The sequence below is a fragment of the uncultured Serinicoccus sp. genome, assembly GCF_947500995.1.
GTDB lineage: Bacteria > Actinomycetota > Actinomycetes > Actinomycetales > Dermatophilaceae > Ornithinicoccus.
Window position 1 is genome coordinate 276,057 of the sequence record NZ_CANMUA010000003.1, and the last position, 15,912, is coordinate 291,968.

General features: G+C 73.9%; 20 protein-coding genes. 6 read left to right on the forward strand and 14 right to left on the reverse strand.

What is annotated here, in order from left to right; all coding sequences use genetic code 11:
* Positions 1-3 precede the first annotated feature (3 nt).
* From Q0967_RS06460 to Q0967_RS06475, 4 genes are all read right to left on the reverse strand, one after another.
* Positions 4-906 (reverse strand): mechanosensitive ion channel family protein, encoded by a 903-nt coding sequence (locus tag Q0967_RS06460; protein ID WP_298748451.1) that lies wholly within the window; start codon positions 904-906, stop codon positions 4-6.
* Positions 903-2,291, reverse strand: a complete 1,389-nt coding sequence (locus tag Q0967_RS06465; RefSeq protein WP_298748450.1) for a DUF2254 domain-containing protein — start codon at positions 2,289-2,291, stop codon at positions 903-905. The genes Q0967_RS06460 and Q0967_RS06465 overlap by 4 nt, the downstream gene beginning before the upstream one ends.
* 20 nt (positions 2,292-2,311) lie before the next feature.
* Entirely contained in the window at positions 2,312-3,109 is a 798-nt protein-coding gene (locus tag Q0967_RS06470; protein ID WP_298748449.1) for a crotonase/enoyl-CoA hydratase family protein, read from the reverse strand.
* A 132-nt stretch (positions 3,110-3,241) separates the two neighbouring features.
* Positions 3,242-3,682, reverse strand: a complete 441-nt coding sequence (locus Q0967_RS06475; RefSeq protein ID WP_298748448.1) for an OsmC family peroxiredoxin — start codon at positions 3,680-3,682, stop codon at positions 3,242-3,244.
* A gap of 96 nt (positions 3,683-3,778) precedes the next feature.
* Here Q0967_RS06475 and Q0967_RS06480 point away from each other — a divergent pair, with 96 nt between their 5' ends.
* Complete coding sequence (locus Q0967_RS06480) at positions 3,779-4,351, forward strand: VOC family protein (protein ID WP_298748446.1); 573 nt, start codon at positions 3,779-3,781, stop codon at positions 4,349-4,351.
* Positions 4,348-5,004 (forward strand): alpha/beta fold hydrolase, encoded by a 657-nt coding sequence (locus Q0967_RS06485; protein ID WP_298748444.1) that lies wholly within the window; start codon positions 4,348-4,350, stop codon positions 5,002-5,004. Before Q0967_RS06480 ends, Q0967_RS06485 begins: the two co-directional genes overlap by 4 nt.
* Positions 5,005-5,060: 56 nt before the next feature.
* Here the strand turns inward: Q0967_RS06485 and Q0967_RS06490 are convergent, their stop codons facing one another.
* Positions 5,061-5,942 (reverse strand): patatin family protein, encoded by an 882-nt coding sequence (locus Q0967_RS06490; RefSeq protein ID WP_298748442.1) that lies wholly within the window; start codon positions 5,940-5,942, stop codon positions 5,061-5,063.
* A gap of 31 nt (positions 5,943-5,973) precedes the next feature.
* Between Q0967_RS06490 and Q0967_RS06495 the strand changes: the two genes are divergently transcribed.
* On the forward strand, positions 5,974-6,336 hold the full coding sequence (locus tag Q0967_RS06495; protein ID WP_298748439.1) for an iron chaperone: 363 nt from the start codon (positions 5,974-5,976) through the stop codon (positions 6,334-6,336).
* A gap of 4 nt (positions 6,337-6,340) precedes the next feature.
* Here the strand turns inward: Q0967_RS06495 and Q0967_RS06500 are convergent, their stop codons facing one another.
* From Q0967_RS06500 to Q0967_RS06520, 5 genes are all read right to left on the reverse strand, one after another.
* Positions 6,341-7,015, reverse strand: coding sequence for a cation diffusion facilitator family transporter (locus Q0967_RS06500; protein WP_298748437.1), 675 nt, complete (start codon positions 7,013-7,015; stop codon positions 6,341-6,343).
* Positions 7,012-7,404, reverse strand: a complete 393-nt coding sequence (locus tag Q0967_RS06505) for a helix-turn-helix transcriptional regulator (RefSeq protein ID WP_298748773.1) — start codon at positions 7,402-7,404, stop codon at positions 7,012-7,014. Before Q0967_RS06505 ends, Q0967_RS06500 begins: the two co-directional genes overlap by 4 nt.
* 24 nt (positions 7,405-7,428) lie before the next feature.
* Positions 7,429-8,481 carry an ArsO family NAD(P)H-dependent flavin-containing monooxygenase gene (locus Q0967_RS06510; RefSeq protein ID WP_298748435.1) on the reverse strand — a complete coding sequence of 351 codons (1,053 nt, stop codon included), beginning with the start codon at positions 8,479-8,481 and terminating at the stop codon, positions 7,429-7,431.
* Between the two features lie 12 nt (positions 8,482-8,493).
* Positions 8,494-9,396, reverse strand: a complete 903-nt coding sequence (locus Q0967_RS06515; RefSeq protein ID WP_298748433.1) for a phosphatase PAP2 family protein — start codon at positions 9,394-9,396, stop codon at positions 8,494-8,496.
* Between the two features lie 199 nt (positions 9,397-9,595).
* On the reverse strand, positions 9,596-10,144 hold the full coding sequence (locus Q0967_RS06520; RefSeq protein ID WP_298748431.1) for an MOSC domain-containing protein: 549 nt from the start codon (positions 10,142-10,144) through the stop codon (positions 9,596-9,598).
* 194 nt (positions 10,145-10,338) lie between these two features.
* Between Q0967_RS06520 and pdxY the strand changes: the two genes are divergently transcribed.
* Entirely contained in the window at positions 10,339-11,205 is an 867-nt protein-coding gene (gene pdxY, locus Q0967_RS06525; RefSeq protein ID WP_298748429.1) for a pyridoxal kinase PdxY, read from the forward strand.
* Between the two features lie 60 nt (positions 11,206-11,265).
* Here the strand turns inward: pdxY and Q0967_RS06530 are convergent, their stop codons facing one another.
* Both Q0967_RS06530 and Q0967_RS06535 read right to left on the reverse strand, forming a co-directional pair.
* Entirely contained in the window at positions 11,266-12,027 is a 762-nt protein-coding gene (locus Q0967_RS06530; RefSeq protein ID WP_298748427.1) for an isocitrate lyase/phosphoenolpyruvate mutase family protein, read from the reverse strand.
* The gene (locus Q0967_RS06535; protein ID WP_298748425.1) at positions 12,024-12,746 is read right to left on the reverse strand and encodes a MerR family transcriptional regulator; all 723 of its coding nucleotides are present in this window, start codon (positions 12,744-12,746) and stop codon (positions 12,024-12,026) included. The genes Q0967_RS06530 and Q0967_RS06535 overlap by 4 nt, the downstream gene beginning before the upstream one ends.
* 71 nt (positions 12,747-12,817) lie before the next feature.
* Here Q0967_RS06535 and Q0967_RS06540 point away from each other — a divergent pair, with 71 nt between their 5' ends.
* The gene (locus tag Q0967_RS06540; protein ID WP_298748424.1) at positions 12,818-13,345 is read left to right on the forward strand and encodes a DUF4188 domain-containing protein; all 528 of its coding nucleotides are present in this window, start codon (positions 12,818-12,820) and stop codon (positions 13,343-13,345) included.
* Positions 13,346-13,437: 92 nt separating this feature from the next.
* On the opposite strand, the gene Q0967_RS06545 is transcribed toward Q0967_RS06540, so the two are convergent.
* Positions 13,438-14,145 (reverse strand): HAD family hydrolase, encoded by a 708-nt coding sequence (locus Q0967_RS06545; protein ID WP_298748422.1) that lies wholly within the window; start codon positions 14,143-14,145, stop codon positions 13,438-13,440.
* Positions 14,142-15,080, reverse strand: a complete 939-nt coding sequence (locus Q0967_RS06550; protein ID WP_298748420.1) for an aminotransferase class IV — start codon at positions 15,078-15,080, stop codon at positions 14,142-14,144. The genes Q0967_RS06545 and Q0967_RS06550 overlap by 4 nt, the downstream gene beginning before the upstream one ends.
* A gap of 64 nt (positions 15,081-15,144) precedes the next feature.
* Between Q0967_RS06550 and Q0967_RS06555 the strand changes: the two genes are divergently transcribed.
* Positions 15,145-15,855, forward strand: coding sequence for an HAD family hydrolase (locus Q0967_RS06555; protein ID WP_298748418.1), 711 nt, complete (start codon positions 15,145-15,147; stop codon positions 15,853-15,855).
* Positions 15,856-15,912 lie beyond the last annotated feature (57 nt).

Sequence of the window (15,912 nt, forward strand, 5' to 3'; positions counted from 1 at the left end):
CGGTCAGGGTATGCCGCCTCCGTCGCCGGTCGGCGAGCCGGAGCCGGCGCGCGGGGCGTCGCCGCCGCGGGTCCTCTCCCACAGCTCGCGCAGCTGCGAGGTCACCCCGATGGTCGTCACGTCGGAGGAGGTCTCGATGCCGGCGTCCCGGAAGGCCTGCAGCACCGCCCGGATGACGTCGTCGCGCGCCTCCTTGGTCTCCAGCTGGCGAGCACCCGACCAGAAGCGCAGCTCCAGCCCGACCGTGCGGGTGCCGATGGTGGTGAAGAGGGCCTGCGGCAGCGGCTCGTCGAGCACCGTCGGCAGCTCGACCATCGCCCGCACGGCCACGTCGCGCACCTGCTCGAGGTCGTTGTCGTCGGCCAGCTCGACCGTGATCGCCGACCGCACCGCCTCGAAGCCGGTCTGCACGGTCACCGGGTGGGAGTGCAGGGTGCCGTTGGGGACGAGCACGAGTCGTCCGTCGAAGGTGCGGACCGACGTCGAGCTGAGCCCCATCTGGACGACCGTCCCCGCGTGCTCCAGCACGGCGATCTGGTCGCCGACCCCGAAGCGGCCCCGCGCGAGGATGACGATCCCGGCGAACATGTTGCCCAGCACCGTCTGGAAGGCGATGCCCGCGGCGATGGAGATGACGCCGACGCCGCCCAGGATGTTCACCGGCCGCACGCTGGGGAAGAGGATGGTCAGCGCCGCCCCGATGCCCAGCGCGACGACGAGCATCCCGGCCAACCGGCCGAAGACCCGGGCCGACTCGGCGCTGCGGCCGCGCCACCCCAGCACGGCGGTCACGCCCAGCCGGACCAGCTGGCCCAGCAGGACCGCCCCGACCACCGTCGCCAGCGCCAGCCCGGCGCCGGTCAGGGTCACCGCCGGCAGCGCCAGCCCGGTGTCCGCGCCGCTCACGGTTCCCGCCGGGTGTAGGCCTTCTCGTCCTCGGCGCGCGCCCGCTCCACGATCTGGCGGGTGACGCGCTCCCAGTGGTCGAGCACCTCGGCATACTCCGGCAGCGCGACCGGGCGCAGCCGACCGAGGACGAAGAGCACCTGGCGCGGCACCTGCAAGGACTCCTCGGCGTAGTGCAGCAGCTCCTCCAGGGCCAGGTCGATGAGCTCGGCCACCCGCTGGGGGCGGTGCACGAGCCGGATCTGCCCGTCGCGCTCGACGACCTCCGGCAGGTCCCTCCGGGTGACCACGAGGCGCAGGATGCGGTGCAGCTCGTTGGTCACCTGGCTGGCGGTCGTCGGGTCGTTGATGCCCGGGCTGAGCGCCCGCTCGGCGATGTCGACGAGCTTGCGCACCCCCACCTCGGGGTCCTGGTTGAAGGAGCGGTCCTTCTCGACGACGATCGCGCGGCGCACCGTGCCGAGGTCGAAGCGGTCGGCCAGCTCCTGGTGCTCCTCGTCGTCGGCGCCGTTCATCACCATCCGGCGCTCGGGCAGCGCCAGCCCGTGGATGCGCACCGCCGGCGCTCCTTCGGTGACGTACCTCCCGACCGGGGTGAGGACCTGCACGACCGCGTCGTGCTCGGCCGCCCAGTCGACGAGCCGGCGGTAGCCGATCTCCACGACATACCCGTGCTCCACCGCCTCCAGCTGCAGCACCGGCGCCGACTCCGGCGGGTCCCACTCCCGGTCGGGGCGGCGGGCGGCCGGCTCGTCGGCGTGCGGGAAGTAGCGGTCGATGACCGACATGGTCGAGCTGCCCAGGTGGGTGACGATCGAGGACACCTGGATGGAGGTGGTGATGTGCTGGATGAAGGCGAGGAAGGTGCCGACGCTGGCCAGCACCAGCAGGAAGCCGAGCGTGACCGAGATCTGCGGGACGAACGACTCCTCACCGGAGGCGCCCTGCACCGACCGCAGCACCGTCAGGGCGTAGGTGAAGGTCGCGGCGAAGATGCCCAGCGTCGACTGGGTGATCCGGCTGGAGAGGAAGTCGTCGAGCACCCGGGGGCTGAACTGGCTGCTCGCCAGCTGGATGACGACCATGGTGATCGAGAAGACGAGACCGGTCACCGAGATCATCGCGCCGGCGATGGTGCTGAGCATGCCGCGGGCACCGTCCGCGCCGCCCTGGAAGACGTAGGGCAGGCTCTCGTCGAACGCCAGCTCCCACTCCGGCAGCAGCGCGCCCACCACCGTGGCGACGACCACCAAGGTCATCGGCAGCACCCAGAACGGACGCCAGATCCGGCTCCACCTCGTGGTGCGCCGGATCTGCGGCAGGACGCCGACGTCGTCGCGGTCGTCCGGCTGGGCGTCGTCGCGAGGGTGGGACGGGGCGGTCATGGTGCGTCAGTGTCCCAGCATCACCGGGTGGCCGCGCGCCGACCGGGGAGGTCGCCGCCGGCGCTGCGGGTGGCCAGCCGCCGCAGCAGGCCGACCTGCGCCCGCCGTTCGTGGGCGAAGGTGGCCCGCGGGCCGGACGTCCAGGTATGCCGGAACACCCGCTTGGCCGCCGCCAGTGCCCGGGGGTCGTGCTCGAGCATGGGGGCCACGAGCTCGTGCGCGAGGGCGAGCGGATCGGCCCCGACCCGCGTGGCCAGGCCGAGCTCCCCGGCCTCGGTGCCGCCCACCGTGCGACCGGTCAGGGTCAGCTCCTTGGCGGTGTCGAGGCCGACCAGCTCGGCCAGCGAGCGCATCCCGGTCATGTCGGGGACCAGCCCCCACCGCACCTCGCGCACCGACCAGGACGCGTCCGGGGTGGTGGTGCGCAGGTCGGCGCCCAGGGCGAGCTGGATGCCGGCCCCCAGGCAGTGGCCGTGCACGGCGGCGACCACCGGCACCGGCAGCCGGCGCCAGACCCAGCACGCCTCCTGGAAGACGTTGGTGCCGCGCCACGGCCGGGGCACGAACCGCCGGCCGATGCCGACCGGGTCCCCGAGCGCGGCGCGCAGGTCCAGCCCGGCGCAGAACGCGTCCCCCTCGCCGAGGAGCACGACGGCCCGCACGGTGTCGTCGCGCCCGAGGACCCGGGCGGTGCGGACCAGCTCGTCGAGCATCCCCAGGGTGAGGGCGTTGAGCTTGTCCGGGCGGTCCAGGACGACGTGCGCGACGCCGTCGGGGCGCCGATCGACGCGGACGTGTGGGGCGGGCGGCGACGGCATACCCGTGAGCATCGCAGACCCTCCCGACACGGACCGGCCCAGCCGTTCACGTGAACGGCCGGGCCCGTCGGCACGGGCGTGTCGTCGGCCAGGGCGTACACGTGAACGCTCCAGCCGACGGGAGGGTGCGGCTCAGGCCTCCAGCGCGGCGTCCAGGGTGATCTCGACGCCGGTGAGGGCCTTGCTCACGGGGCAGCTGGCCTTGGCGTCCTCGGCGGCCTTGACGAAGGCCTCCTCGTCGAGGCTGTCCACCTCGCCGCGCACGGTGAGGGTGATGCCGGTCAGGCGGAAGCCGCCGGCCGGGTCCTCGCCGAGCGAGACGTCCGCCTTCACCTCGAGGGCCCGCGGCGTGCCGCCGGCCTCGGCGAGCAGGTTGGACAGCTGCATCGCGTAGCAGGAGGAGTGGGCGGCGGCGATGAGCTCCTCGGGGGAGGTCGTGCCGGCCGCGTCGTCCGCCGCGCGGGACGGGAAGGACACGTCGTAGGTGCCGACCTTGGAGCTGCTGAGCTCGACCTTGCCCGAGCCGTCCTGCAGGGAGCCGGTCCAGTCGGTGCGTGCGGTGCGCGTGGGCATACGTCATCCTTTGCTCGGCGGTGCTGTCCTCGGCGTCAACCGGCGGCGAGGCCGCCGCATTCCGTGCGGGTCGGCCGCACCTGACACCATGGGGCCATGCTGGCGGTGACGATGGTGACGATCGACTGCGACGACCCGCAGGGACTCGCGGAGTTCTGGAGCCGCGCGCTGCAGACCGAGGTCGCCGCCGACTGGGGCGACTTCGTCGTCCTCGCCGGCACCCCCGCGATCGGGTTGCAGCGGGTGGAGAGCGTCCAGCCCGGCAAGAACCGGCTGCACCTGGACCTCGCCGGCGGCGACCGGGCTCCCGAGGTCGCCCGCCTCGTCGAGCTGGGGGCGGACGTGGTGCGGACCCACGACGTGGACGGCTTCGGCTGGACGGTCATGGTCGACCCCGCCGGCAACGAGTTCTGCGTCAGCGACCCGCACGACGGCGGCGAGGAGGTGGAGCCGAGGACCGAGGGCGAGGGCGAGCACGGCTTCGACTCCGCGCCCGACGCCGAGCTCGGGCGCGACGACTGCGACGACCCTCGGGGCCAGGACGCCGGCACGAGTGGCCACGAGGCTGTCCGTGACGTCGGGGAGGCCGTCCGTGACGACGCCGAGCCCGCCGGGGCCGCCGAGGATGACGGCGTGCCGCCCGGCGTCGAGGACGAGGGCGGCCGGTGAGCGCGGCGGAGGCCGCGGCGGCCACCCCGCTCGTGCTGCTGCACGGGGTCGGCCAGGCGCCCATGGCCTGGGAGGACGTCGTCGTCCCCCTCTACGGCAGCCGCCGGATCCTCACCCCCTGGGTGCCCGGTCTGCGCCCGACCGAGACGCAGCTGCTCGGCCTGAGCGACGCCGCGGCGGCCCTCGACCAGCAGCTCATGCTCGAGGGGATGCAGCAGGTCGACGTGTGCGGCGTGTCCTACGGGGCGATGGCCGCTACCCGGCTGGCGGCCGACTTCCCCGAGCGGGTGCGCCGCCTGGTGCTCGTCGCCGGGCAGGTGCGACCGCCCCGCCTGGCGATGCGGGCGCAGTCGGCGGCGCTGCGGCTGGTGCCGGCCTCACGCCTGGCCGACTCGGGGGTGTCCAAGGACCGGCTGCTCCAGGCGCTGGAGGTCACCCGCTCGGCCGACCTGACGCAGGCCCTCGAGCGGGTCCAGGCGCAGACCCTGGTGCTCGTCGGAGCCAAGGACAAGGTCAACCAGCCGGGCTCCAGGGCGCTGGCGGCCGGCATACCCTCCGCGCGGCTGCGGATCGTCGAGGGCGCCGGGCACGCCCTCAACGAGGAGGCGCCCGGGGCGCTCGTGGAGCTGCTGCGCGACTTCCTCGACGCCTGAGCCTCCCCTCGGGCCGGCCGTCCACGACGCCCTCGAGTCGTGCGTCCGCGGCGCCCTCAGGTCGTGCCGAGGAAGTCGCGGACCGCGGGCAGCTCGCGACGCGCCTGCGCCAGACCCGCCTCGTGGCTGGCCCGCAGCTTCGCCACGTCGCGCTCCCCGTTGCCCACCGGCATCCGTTCGGGCACGAAGAGATAGGCCGCGCCGTCGGCCTCGAGGTCGAAGAGCTCCTCGCGCACCGCGTTGTAGCGGGCGGGGCGCGCCGCCAGCGCCTCCGGGATCGCGGGGTAGCGGCGGAAGTGGCGCCGGAGGTACCAGTCGCCGCGCTGCTCGCTCTTGCGGTAGCCCCGCTCCTGGGTGAGCACGACGAGGAACTTCTCGTAGCCGTCGGCGCGAGCGGCGTCCAGCGCGATCCCCGCCGAGCTGCCCAGCGCCCCGTCGACGTAGACGCGCCCGTCGATGGTCACCGGCGGCATGACCACCGGCATGGTCGAGGAGGCGCGCACCCGGACCATGAGGTCACGCAGCGTGACCAGGTCCTCGCGCCCCCACCACACCTGCTCCCCGGCCACGGCGTCGAAGGCACCGATCCGCACCTGCGCCGGGTCGGCCGCGAAGGTCCACCAGTCGAAGGGCAGCGCCTGATTCGGCAGCGAGGTCTCCTCGTAGATGTACTGGGCGTTGAACCACCCCTGCCCGCGGGCGAACGAGCGCCAGTCACCGAAGCGAGGGTCGGAGGCGAAGTCGGTGAAACTGTGCCGGGCCCGCCACGGGTCGTGGCTGACGTAGTTGCACGTGTTGCTCGCCCCGGCCGAGATGCCGCCCACCCACGGCAGGTGGAGGCCGGCCTCGAGCAGGGCCACCACCATCCCGGAGGTGTACGACGCCCGCATGCCCCCACCCTCGAAGACCAGCGCGGTGTCGGTCACGGTCTGAGCCACACGCCCGAGCATAGGAGGCTACATTGGCGTCATGGGCCAGGGTGAGGCCGTCAGGGCATACCTGGACTCGCTGCCGCCGACGGCGCGTGAGCGGGTGGACGCCGTGCGCGCCCGGGTCCACGCCACGGCGCCGGGGCTGGGGGAGCGGATCTCTTACGGCATCCTCACCTTCACCCTCGACGGGCGCACCGTCTGCTACACGGCGGGGTATGCCCGGCACGTGGCCGTCTACCCCCTGCCGGACGTCTCCGCAGACCCGGACCTGGCCGAACGGATGGCGCCCTACGTCTCCGGCCGAGGGACGCTGAAGTTCCCGCACGGCGCCGAGCTCCCCCTCGACCTCGTCGGTGACGTCGCCGCCGCGCACCTCGCGCGGCTGCGGCCCCCGGCGTGAGGCGTCAGCAGTCGCACGCCCCCGGTCCGCAGGCGCACCCGTCGCCGGCCGGGGCGCAGCAGCCCTCGCCCCGCCAGGCCTGCAGCCCCTCGCGCAGCGCGACACCGGCGATGACCAGGCCGGCCACCGGGTCGGCCCACGACCAGCCGAGGGCGGCGTTGAGCAGCAGGCCGAGGAGCAGCACGGCCGAGAGGTAGGTGCACAGCAGGGTCTGGGTGCCGTCCGCGACGACGGCGTTGGACCCGAGCGCGCGGCCGGTGCGGCGCTGCGCCCAGGACAGGACGGGCATGACGGCGAGCGAGACCAGGGCGAGGGCGATGCCGATCGTCGAGGTCTCCGCCTCGCGCCCCACCACGAGCGCGCGGACCGACTCGACGGAGACCAGGGCCGCGAGCGCGAAGAAGGCCACGGACATGAGCCGCAGCGCGGTCCGCTCGCGCTCCTGCGGCAGGTGGTGACTGAACTGCCACAGCACGACGAGCCCGCTGCTCACCTCCACCACCGAGTCGAGGCCGAAGCCGAGCAGGGCCACCGACCCGGCGACCAGGCCCGCGGCGATCGCGACGACCGCCTCGAGGACGTTGTAGACCACCGAGGTCAACGCGAGCGCCCGGGCACGTCGGCGCAGCCGTCGGGTCCGCTCTACGGCGGCCCCGGTCTGCAGCTGCAACGCGCTCATCGGGTGGCCGCCGCGCCGGTGTCCGGGCAGAGGACGACCGCGTCCCCGGTCGCCGCCAGGAGCTGCTCCGCGGCCGAGAAGAGCGACATGACCAGGGCGGGCTCGGTGACCCTGAAGACGGAGGAGCGGCCCACCGGCCGCGAGGTGACGAGCCCGCAGTCGCGCAGGCAGGCCAGGTGGGTGGAGACGGTCGACTGCGCCAGGCCCAGGTGCTCGGTGAGCCGGCGCACGTTGTGCTCGCCCAGCAGCAGGTGCCGCAGGATCGCCACGCGGGAGGAGTCGGCGAGGCCGTGGAAGAGGCAGGCCGCGGCCAGGGCCGCGTCCGGCTCGCTGCCTGCAGGAGTCCCGAGGTCGGTGCTTCCTGCGGTATCGATGCGCGGCTCTGTCATCGTCATGTGACGATGATAGAGCCGTCAGACGATGCTGTCGAGCCTCGTCCCGACCTCCGCCGCCACCTGGCGAGCCCACTGGCCCACCCCGATGAGCGTGGCCGACGCCGCTCCGCACCAGTCGCCGTAGCCGAGGAGGAACAAGCCGGGCACGCCGGGCACGGCGGGGCCGCCGTCGGTGAGCACCCGGCCCGCCCGCCGCGGCACCTCCAGCCCGGTGAGCCACGACAGCTCGGGGCGGAAGCCGGTGCACCAGACGACGGCGTCCAGCTCGAGCTCGGTCCCGTCCTCGGCGACGGCACCGCTCGGGGTGAGGCGGGTGACCATCGGCGTAGCCACGAGCTCACCGGCGTCCCGGGCGCGGCGCACCGGCGGCACGGCCACGATGTCGCCGAGGCTGCCGACCCCCTCGCCCTCGCCGCGCAGGCTGGCCGAGGCGACCCGGAAGAGCTCGCGCCCGTCCACCTCGTCGGGCAGGTAGCGGGGCGGCCCGAGGGTCGCCCACGTCACGTCCGCCACCGGCAGCAGGTCGGTGGCGACCTGCGCGCCGGAGTTGGCGCCGCCGACGACGAGCACGCGCCGTCCTGCGAAGGGGGCGGGACCGGCATACCGCGAGCTGTGCAGCTGCACCCCGCGGAAGTCCTCGATCCCGGGGACGGCGGGGACGAACGGCCGGCTCCAGGTGCCCGTCGCGCCGACGATCGCCTGCGCCCGCCGGGCGCCGTGGTCGGTGTCGAGCACGAAGAGGCCGTCCTGACGCAGAACCGAGCGGACGCGTACCGGTCGGTGGACCGGCAGGTCGTACCGCTGCTCGTAGGCGGCGAGGTAGTCGATGACGTGGGCGGCGTCGGGGTTGTCGGGCCCCTCCGTCGGGGGCATCCGCCAGCCCGGCAGCGAGGAGTAGGCCGCCGGGGAGAAGAGGCGCAGCGAGGGCCAGGTGTGCCGCCAGGCACCGCCGGGCGCGTCACCGGCATCGAGGACGAGGTGCTCCACGCCGCGGCGGCGGAGGTAGAAGGAGGCCGCGAGGCCGGCCTGCCCTCCGCCCACGACGACGGCGGGGAGGGGATCGGTGTCCACGCTGGGCGAGGACTACGGGACGAGCTCGGGGTCGCGCTCGCGGCGACCCGGCGCCTGCTGCGGCGCACGGGTGCCGTGCTTCGCGGGCCGCCAGGTCGCCGTGCGGGGGTGCGCCGGCTCCCGGGTCGGCGCCGGGGTGGCGGCGGCGGTGCGCGGGGAGGGCGTCGAGGCCACGGCACCGGCTGCTGGCGCGGGGGTGGCCTCGGAGGGGTGCGGGCGGCCGGGGGCCGTCTCGAGCTGGCGCCAGAGGGTGGCGGTGCGGCGCCGCACCATCCACTGGTCGGCGTCGATGATGGCCCGCAGCACGACCGCGCCCACGAGCATCCCGCCTAGGAGGTCGGAGGGCCAGTGGTAGCCGAGGTAGTAGGCGACCCCGATCGAGTTGAGCACGATGAGGCCCATCGCCCACCCCAGGCGACGCCTCACCCGGGTGTCGGGGTGGGAGTAGACCACGATGAGGTAGGCCGCGGCGCCGTAGAAGAGGATGGCCTCGGAGGCGTGGCCCGAGGGGTAGGTGATGCCGTACCACCCGTGCTCGGCCGCTCCGCCGTTGAGGAAGCGGCCCGAGACGTCGTCGGCCTTCGGGGAGGTGCGGGCCAGGACGACCTTGAGGCCACCGACGACGGCGTAGAAGCCGATCTCGGCGGCGGCCGCGACGAGGACGGGTCGCCAGGTGCGGTGCTTCCACGCGAGGAAGAACGCGACGGCGAGCAGGGCGGGCAGGCAGACCGCCTGCCCCGCGACGGCATTGGGCACCTGGTCCAGGAAGTCGGTCCACCGGGGCGTGAGGTCGTCGGACCAGAAACCGTGCAGCGAACGGTCGACCTCACGCAGCGGACCCGCGACCAGCGACGTCACCAGCACCAGGGCGCCGACGAGCACCGGCAGGCTGGTGAGGCGGCGGAGGGTCAGCATAGAGAATTCCTAGGGTAGGAAAGAAGACTGGGATGAGTCTGGGCACGCCATTTGGGCCTCGACGACATTTCATGGTACTGGGGATGGCACAGGAATGCAGGTCGAGAATGGCCGGCGCTTTTCTTCGGTATGCCGTTCTCCCGCCGGGTCCGTGCGCGATGGTGGCCCTCAGCGGGCCACGACCGCGCACAGTGCTCGGTCAGACGGGCGACAACGCCACCAGCGGGCCGTCCGGCACCGCGACCCTGATCTGGTCACCCGGCCGGACCGTCCCGCCGCGCGTCACGACGGCCATGACGCCGGTGAGCCGCTCCACCGCGCCGTCGCCGTGTCGGCGCAGCACCTGCTTGAGCAGCCCGGGCTGGAAGTCGTCGATCTGGTAGCAGGGGTTGCGCAGCCCGGTGACCTCCACCTCTGCCTCGCCCAGGGTCAGCCGGGTGCCGCGCGCCAGCGCCAGCAGGTCGATGCCGGTCGTCGTGACGTTCTCCCCGAGGTCGCCCGGGCGCACGGTGTGCCCGAGCTCGGCCAGGTCGTCGAAGAGCTCGGCGTGGATGAGGTGGACCTGGCGCAGGTTGGGCGCCGTCGGGTCCTTCTTCACCCGGTGGAGGTGCTGCACGGTGACGCCGGCGTGCGCGTCCCCGCGCACGCCATACCCCTCGACGAGCTCGATCTCGGCGACCGGCTCCTTGCGGAACTCGTGGACGGGGCTGAGCTGCACGGCGAGCACACGGGACGGCATACCCCGCATTCTGCCGTCCCGACGCCACGCCCGTGCCGCCCGGCTCAGGTACGCACGTGCGCACCTGAGCCGGGCGGGCCGGGCGTGTCCGCGGGACGTGGGAGCCCACGGGCGACGCGCCTGAGCCGGGACCGGCGGGTGCGGCATGCCCCTCGTGGTGCCCGCGCTGCGGATGCGGGCGCGGAGGTGCCATCATCGGGAGAATGCGCTTCCTCTCCATCCAGAGCCACGTCGCCTACGGCCACGTCGGCAACTCGGCCGCCGTCTTCCCGCTGCAGCGTCTCGGGCACGAGGTCTGGCCGGTGCTGACGGTGAACTTCTCCAACCACACGGGCTACGGCGCGTGGGGTGGCCCGCTCATCCCCGCCGACGACGTGCGCGCCGTCATCAGCGGGATCGAGGACCGTGGGGTGCTGGGGAGCGGCGACGGCGTGCTCTCCGGCTACCTCGGCGGTGAGGAGATCGTCGACGTGGTGGTCGAGGCCGTCGGCCGGGTCAAGGCGGCCAACCCCGACGCCACGTATACCTGCGACCCGGTCATGGGCAACGCCACCTCGGGCTGCTTCGTGGCGCCGGCGATCCCCCCGCTCATCCGCGAGCGCGTGCTGCCGCACGCCGACATCATCACGCCCAACCAGTTCGAGCTCGGCTACATGACGCACACGGAGCCCGACAGCCTGGAGTCGACGCTGGAGTCGGTGGACCGCGCCCGCGAGCTCGGGCCGCGGACCGTGCTCGTCACCAGCGTGCTGCGCCCGGAGCGGGAGCCGCAGCCCGACGGGGGCGAGACCATCGAGATGCTGGCCGTCGACGACGACGGCGCTTGGATCGTGGCGACCCCGCGGCTGCCGATCAAGGCCAACGGCTCGGGCGACGTGACCAGCGCTCTCTTCACCGCCCACTACCGCGAGACCGGGTCGGCCGCGACCGCCCTGGAGCGGACGGCCGCCAGCGTCCTCGAGCTGCTGCAGGTGACCATCGACTCCGGCGAGCGCGAGCTGCGGCTGGTGCAGGCGCAGGAGGCGTTCGTCGCGCCCGGGCGGGAGTTCACGGCGACCCAGGTGCGCTGAGCGGCCCCGCGGGGGCTGCCGGCCCCGGGCCGGGGCCGAGCTGGACGGCGGACCGGCGGGTCAGCGCCAGGGGGCGACGAGCTCGGTGAGGCTGTCGGTCAGCGCCTTCTGCAGCAACGGGCCGAAGGTGACGCGGTGGACGCCCAGGGCGCGCAGCTCCTCGAGCGAGCCGGACGGCGCGCCGTCCACCGGGTGGGCGGTGACGTTGACCGGGCCGGACAGGCCGTCGAGCAGGGCCCGCAGCGTGTCCGCGTCCGGGACCCGCACCGGGTAGACGCACCGGGCACCGGCCTCCTCGCACGCCCGCAGGCGGGTGAGCGCCTCGGCCAGCGGGTCGTCGAAGGTCACGACCTGGCCCATGAAGGCGTCGGTGCGGGCGTTGATCACGAGCTCCACCCCGGCCTCGTCCGCGGCCGCCCGCAGGGCACCGATGTAGTCGGCGTGCTCGCCGACCTCCCGCAGGCGGCCCTCGCTGTGCACCGTGTCCTCGATGTTGATGCCCGCGACGCCCGCCTCGAGGGTGCGCTCGACGAGCTCGGCGGCGGGGGTGTCGTAGCCGGACTCGAGGTCGGCGGTGACCGGCACGTCCACGGCCGCGGTGATGCGGCGTATGCCGTCCAGCGCGTCGGGCAGGCTCATCCCCTCGTTGTCCTGCTGGCCGCGGGAGTCGGCCAGGGGGTGGCTGCCCACGCTCAGCGCCGGGAACCCGGCACCCACCACGGCGCGGGCGGACCACACGTCCCAGACGGTGGGCAGGACCAGGGTCCGGCCGGTGTGGTGCAGCCGGAGGAGCTCGGAGGCGTGGAGAGCGACGTCGGTCATGGGGCGAGCATGCCAGAGCGGGCGGAGGCGCTGCTGCTGACCGCCACGTGCTGCTGCGCGAGGCGGCGCAGCGCCGCGAGCACCGGGTCGACGAGCACGGTGCCCAAGACGACGTGGCGGACCGCCGCCTGGGGGGAGGTCTGCGGCACCGACTCGACGTCGGTGCGGCCGATCTGCTCCACGGCGTCGGCGTAGCGGGTCATCCGTTCCTCGTCCAGGCCCAGCCCCGCCCGGTCGCACGCCTCCCACGCGGCGTCCAGCTCGTCGAGGACCGGGTCGCCCGGGTGCACCTGCCAGCCGCGGCCCGCGACGAACCGGCGGGACCGCGAGTCCGGCGCACCGGGGGCGTCGCAGGGCGGTGCGAGGTCGTGCCCGGCCTCGTGGTCGCGCCCGGCATACGCCCCGGTCGTGGTCGAGGTCCCCGCCGCGGGCCGGGCCCCGGCCACCCCGGGCAGCGACCGCTGCGCCACCGCCATGACGTCGACGGGGGACAGGTCGGGCTCCTCGATCGCGGCCAGCACCCGGCGCGCCGCCGCCAGGCTGAGCCCGCCGACCTCGGTCAGCGCGCGGACGAGGGTGAGCCGCTCGACGTGCGAGGCGTCATACCTCGCCCGGGTCCTGGACACCGTGACGCCGGGATGGAGCAGCCGCTCGCGCAGGTAGTACTTCACCGTCGGCACCGGCACCCCGGTCGCCTCGGACAGGTCGGAGATCTGCATACACCACCTCTTGACATTGGAGAGTATCACTATCCAATATTGGGTAGTGACACTATCCACGAGGAGCTGACATGACCGCACCCCAGACCCACGCCCACGACGGCGCGCTCGTCGTCTTCCACATCGGCATGACGATCCGCAAGCCGCACCGGCCGGACCTGTGGCTGCCGGTCCTGCGCGCCATGCCGCCGATGCTCGCCGAGCTCGCCCGCAACCGGGAGGCCGCGCGGCGCGGGGAGGCGCAGGACCTCGGCTGCCTCGGGGCCACCACGCTCGTCGGTGCCCGCGGACCGTGGGTGGTGCAGTACTGGCGGTCCGTCGACCACCTCTACGACTACGCGCAGGCGCCGGACCACGCGCACCTGCCGGCCTGGCGCGCCTTCAACCGGGCCGCCCGGCGGCACCCGGGCGCCGTCGGCATCTGGCACGAGACGTATGCCGTGCCCGCGGGCGGGGTGGAGACGCTCTACGTCGGCGGCGCCGAGGTGGGGCTCGCGGCAGCGACCGGCACCGTCACCGCGACCCGGCGCGGCACGCACGCGCGGGAGCGGCTGACCTCCGGGCCGCTGCACCCCGACCCGGCACCCGCCCCGGCGTAGAGGGAGCCGTGCTGTGTGCGTCCGTGGCCCTCAGGGGGCCACGACCGCACACGATCAGCAGGGGAGGTGCCGTGTGCGCAGCCGCCGGTGGCTCAGAGCCGCAGGGCCCGCTCGCGCAGGGCCTCGTAGGCCGGGCGGCAGGCCTGGGCGACGGCGGCGTCGTGGTCGCTCAGCTCCACCTCGCGCGGCCGGTAGGGCGTGAAGCCGGTGGAGGCGACGACCGCGTCGTACCAGTGCGGCGCCCACACCCCGTCGGAGTCCCGCGGCCCGGCCGGCCAGGAGAGCATCCGGTCGGTGAAGTCGATGCCGAGCCAGTCGCACAACCAGCGAAGGTAGGCCTCCGGGTCGCGCAGGAAGTCGGCCGCGTCGATGACCGGCGGCGAGCCCAGCAGGTCGGAGAGGGCGAGCTGCTGCAGCAGGCCGATGTCCTCGGGCTGGCACGCCTCGCGGGAGCGGACGTAGGAGGAGACCACCTCGGCCGGGTCGCGGATGAGCAGCACGTTGCGCACCTGCCGGGCCCAGGTCAGGTCGTCGCCGTCGAGGTAGTGGTGGGTCATCTGCTTGGAGTAGGACACGGCCGCGTCCGTCGGCGCCAGCAGCGACTCCGCCACCTCGGCCGGGTCGGTCGGCTGGGAGGCGATGACCTCCTCGCGCGCCGGGTGCTCGATCCCGGTGCGGTGCAGGTATGCCGCGTAGAACGGCTCGTCGACGACCTCGCTGTCCGGGCGGTTCTCCCAGGAGCGCATCATCGCGGTGGAGATGTTGCGCGGGCCGGACCACATCGCGAGGCGGACGGTCACGGCGCGCTCCGCCCGGCGGCGTCGGCGGCGACGTGCTCGGCATACCAGCCCTGGAGCAGCTCCACCACCGGCCCGCGGGCGCCGGTCCCGATGGTCCGCCCGTCGACCGAGCGCACCGGCACGACACCGGCGAAGGTCCCGGTGACGAAGGCCTCCTGCGCGCTGTAGACGTCGGTGAGGCTGAAGGTCCGCTCGTGCGCCGGCAGGCCGCGGTCGCGGCAGACGCGCAGGACGTTGCCCCGGGTGATCCCGGCGAGGCAGAAGCGGCCGTCGCTGGTCCACACCTCCGGCTCCTCCGGGGTGCCCTTGACGACGAAGAAGTGCGTGCTGTTGCAGGTGGCCACGAAGCCGTGCGGGTCGAGCATGAGCGCCTCGTCCGCGCCGGCGGTGTAGGCCTGGATGCAGGCGGTGATGTCGTTGAGCTTGCTGTGCGCGTTGAGCTTCGGGTCCAGCGTGTCCGGCGTGGCCCGGCGCACGTGCGTGGTGAAGAGGGTGATGCCCTCGCGCACCGTCGCCGGCAGCGGCTCCTTGTGCTCGGGGATGAGGACGACCGTGGGCGGGCCGACGGTCACGCGGGGGTCCTGGTAGGGCGTCGACTTCACCCCGCGCGAGACCATGAGCCGGATGTGCACGCCGTCGTGCATGTCGTTGGCGCGCAGGACCTCGTAGACCGCCGCGGTCAGCTCCTCGCGGGTCATCCCGAGGTCGAGCATGATCGCCGCCGCTCCCTCGAGCAGCCGGTCGAGGTGCTGCTCCCAGAAGACCGGGTGGCCGTCGTGCACCCGGATCCCCTCCCAGACCCCGTCACCGAGGACGAAGCCGGAGTCGAAGACCGACACCACCGCCTCGGCCCGGGGCGTGAGCCGGCCGTTCACCCAGATGAGGATGTCCTCGTTGCGGGGGTCGTCGCCGTGGTCGTGGGTTCCGTGGGGCACCCGGCCAGCGTAGGGGTTGCACGACGGCGCAGCGAGGACGTCCGCCGTCGGGTAGACAGGTGGCATGACCTCGACACGCGACACCGTCCTGCTGGACGTCGACGGCACCCTGGCCGACTCGACCTACCACCACGCCCTGGCGTGGGCCCGGGCGTTCGCCCGGTACGACCTCACCCCTCCGCTGTGGCGGGTGCACCGGGCCATCGGCATGGGTGGGGACAAGCTGGTGGCCGTGGTGACCGACGACGCGGTGGAGGACCGCGTCGGCGACGACCTGCGGGAGAGCTGGGAGGAGGAGTACACCCGCATCCTCGACGAGGTCCGCCTGCTGGACGGCGCCCGTGACCTGGTGCTCTCGCTGCACGAGCGCGGGCTGCGGGTGGCGCTGGCCTCCTCGGGCAAGAAGCGGTTCACCGACCACGTCATCGAGCTGCTCGACCTGCCGGACGGGGTGCTGGGCACCGTCACCACCTCCGAGGACGCCGAGCAGTCCAAGCCGGCGCCGGACATCCTCGGGGTCGCCCTGGAGCGGGCGGGGGGTGAGCGAGCCGTCCTCGTCGGTGACACGCCGTACGACGTGGCCTCCGCGGCCCGGATGGGCGCGCCGTGCGTCGTGGTGCGCTCCGGGGGGTTCGGGGTGCAGGAGCTGCGGGACGCCGGGGCCGTCCGGATCGTCGACGGCCCTCGCGACCTCGTCGACGCGGACTGGGACGAGCTGTGCCGGGCCGAGCCGCCGGCGGGCTCCGACGACCCGCAGGAGCCGCTGCCGCACTGACCGCGGCCGCCGACGACCTCTTCGGGAATGATCCGGCCCGCACTGGGGTTGAGCCAG

Excerpts from the sequence above, each read along its gene's own strand:
- Q0967_RS06465 (WP_298748450.1), bottom strand. The coding sequence starts at position 2,291 with ATGACCGCCCCGTCCCACCCTCGCGACGACGCCCAGCCGGACGACCGC.
- Q0967_RS06470 (WP_298748449.1), bottom strand. The coding sequence starts at position 3,109 with ATGCCGTCGCCGCCCGCCCCACACGTCCGCGTCGATCGGCGCCCCGAC.
- Q0967_RS06475 (WP_298748448.1), bottom strand. The coding sequence starts at position 3,682 with ATGCCCACGCGCACCGCACGCACCGACTGGACCGGCTCCCTGCAGGAC.
- Q0967_RS06480 (WP_298748446.1), top strand. The coding sequence starts at position 3,779 with ATGCTGGCGGTGACGATGGTGACGATCGACTGCGACGACCCGCAGGGA.
- Q0967_RS06495 (WP_298748439.1), top strand. The coding sequence starts at position 5,974 with ATGGGCCAGGGTGAGGCCGTCAGGGCATACCTGGACTCGCTGCCGCCG.
- Q0967_RS06500 (WP_298748437.1), bottom strand. The coding sequence starts at position 7,015 with ATGAGCGCGTTGCAGCTGCAGACCGGGGCCGCCGTAGAGCGGACCCGA.
- Q0967_RS06505 (WP_298748773.1), bottom strand. The coding sequence starts at position 7,404 with ATGACAGAGCCGCGCATCGATACCGCAGGAAGCACCGACCTCGGGACT.
- Q0967_RS06515 (WP_298748433.1), bottom strand. The coding sequence starts at position 9,396 with ATGCTGACCCTCCGCCGCCTCACCAGCCTGCCGGTGCTCGTCGGCGCC.
- Q0967_RS06520 (WP_298748431.1), bottom strand. The coding sequence starts at position 10,144 with ATGCGGGGTATGCCGTCCCGTGTGCTCGCCGTGCAGCTCAGCCCCGTC.
- pdxY (WP_298748429.1), top strand. The coding sequence starts at position 10,339 with ATGCGCTTCCTCTCCATCCAGAGCCACGTCGCCTACGGCCACGTCGGC.
- Q0967_RS06530 (WP_298748427.1), bottom strand. The coding sequence starts at position 12,027 with ATGACCGACGTCGCTCTCCACGCCTCCGAGCTCCTCCGGCTGCACCAC.
- Q0967_RS06535 (WP_298748425.1), bottom strand. The coding sequence starts at position 12,746 with ATGCAGATCTCCGACCTGTCCGAGGCGACCGGGGTGCCGGTGCCGACG.
- Q0967_RS06540 (WP_298748424.1), top strand. The coding sequence starts at position 12,818 with ATGACCGCACCCCAGACCCACGCCCACGACGGCGCGCTCGTCGTCTTC.
- Q0967_RS06555 (WP_298748418.1), top strand. The coding sequence starts at position 15,145 with ATGACCTCGACACGCGACACCGTCCTGCTGGACGTCGACGGCACCCTG.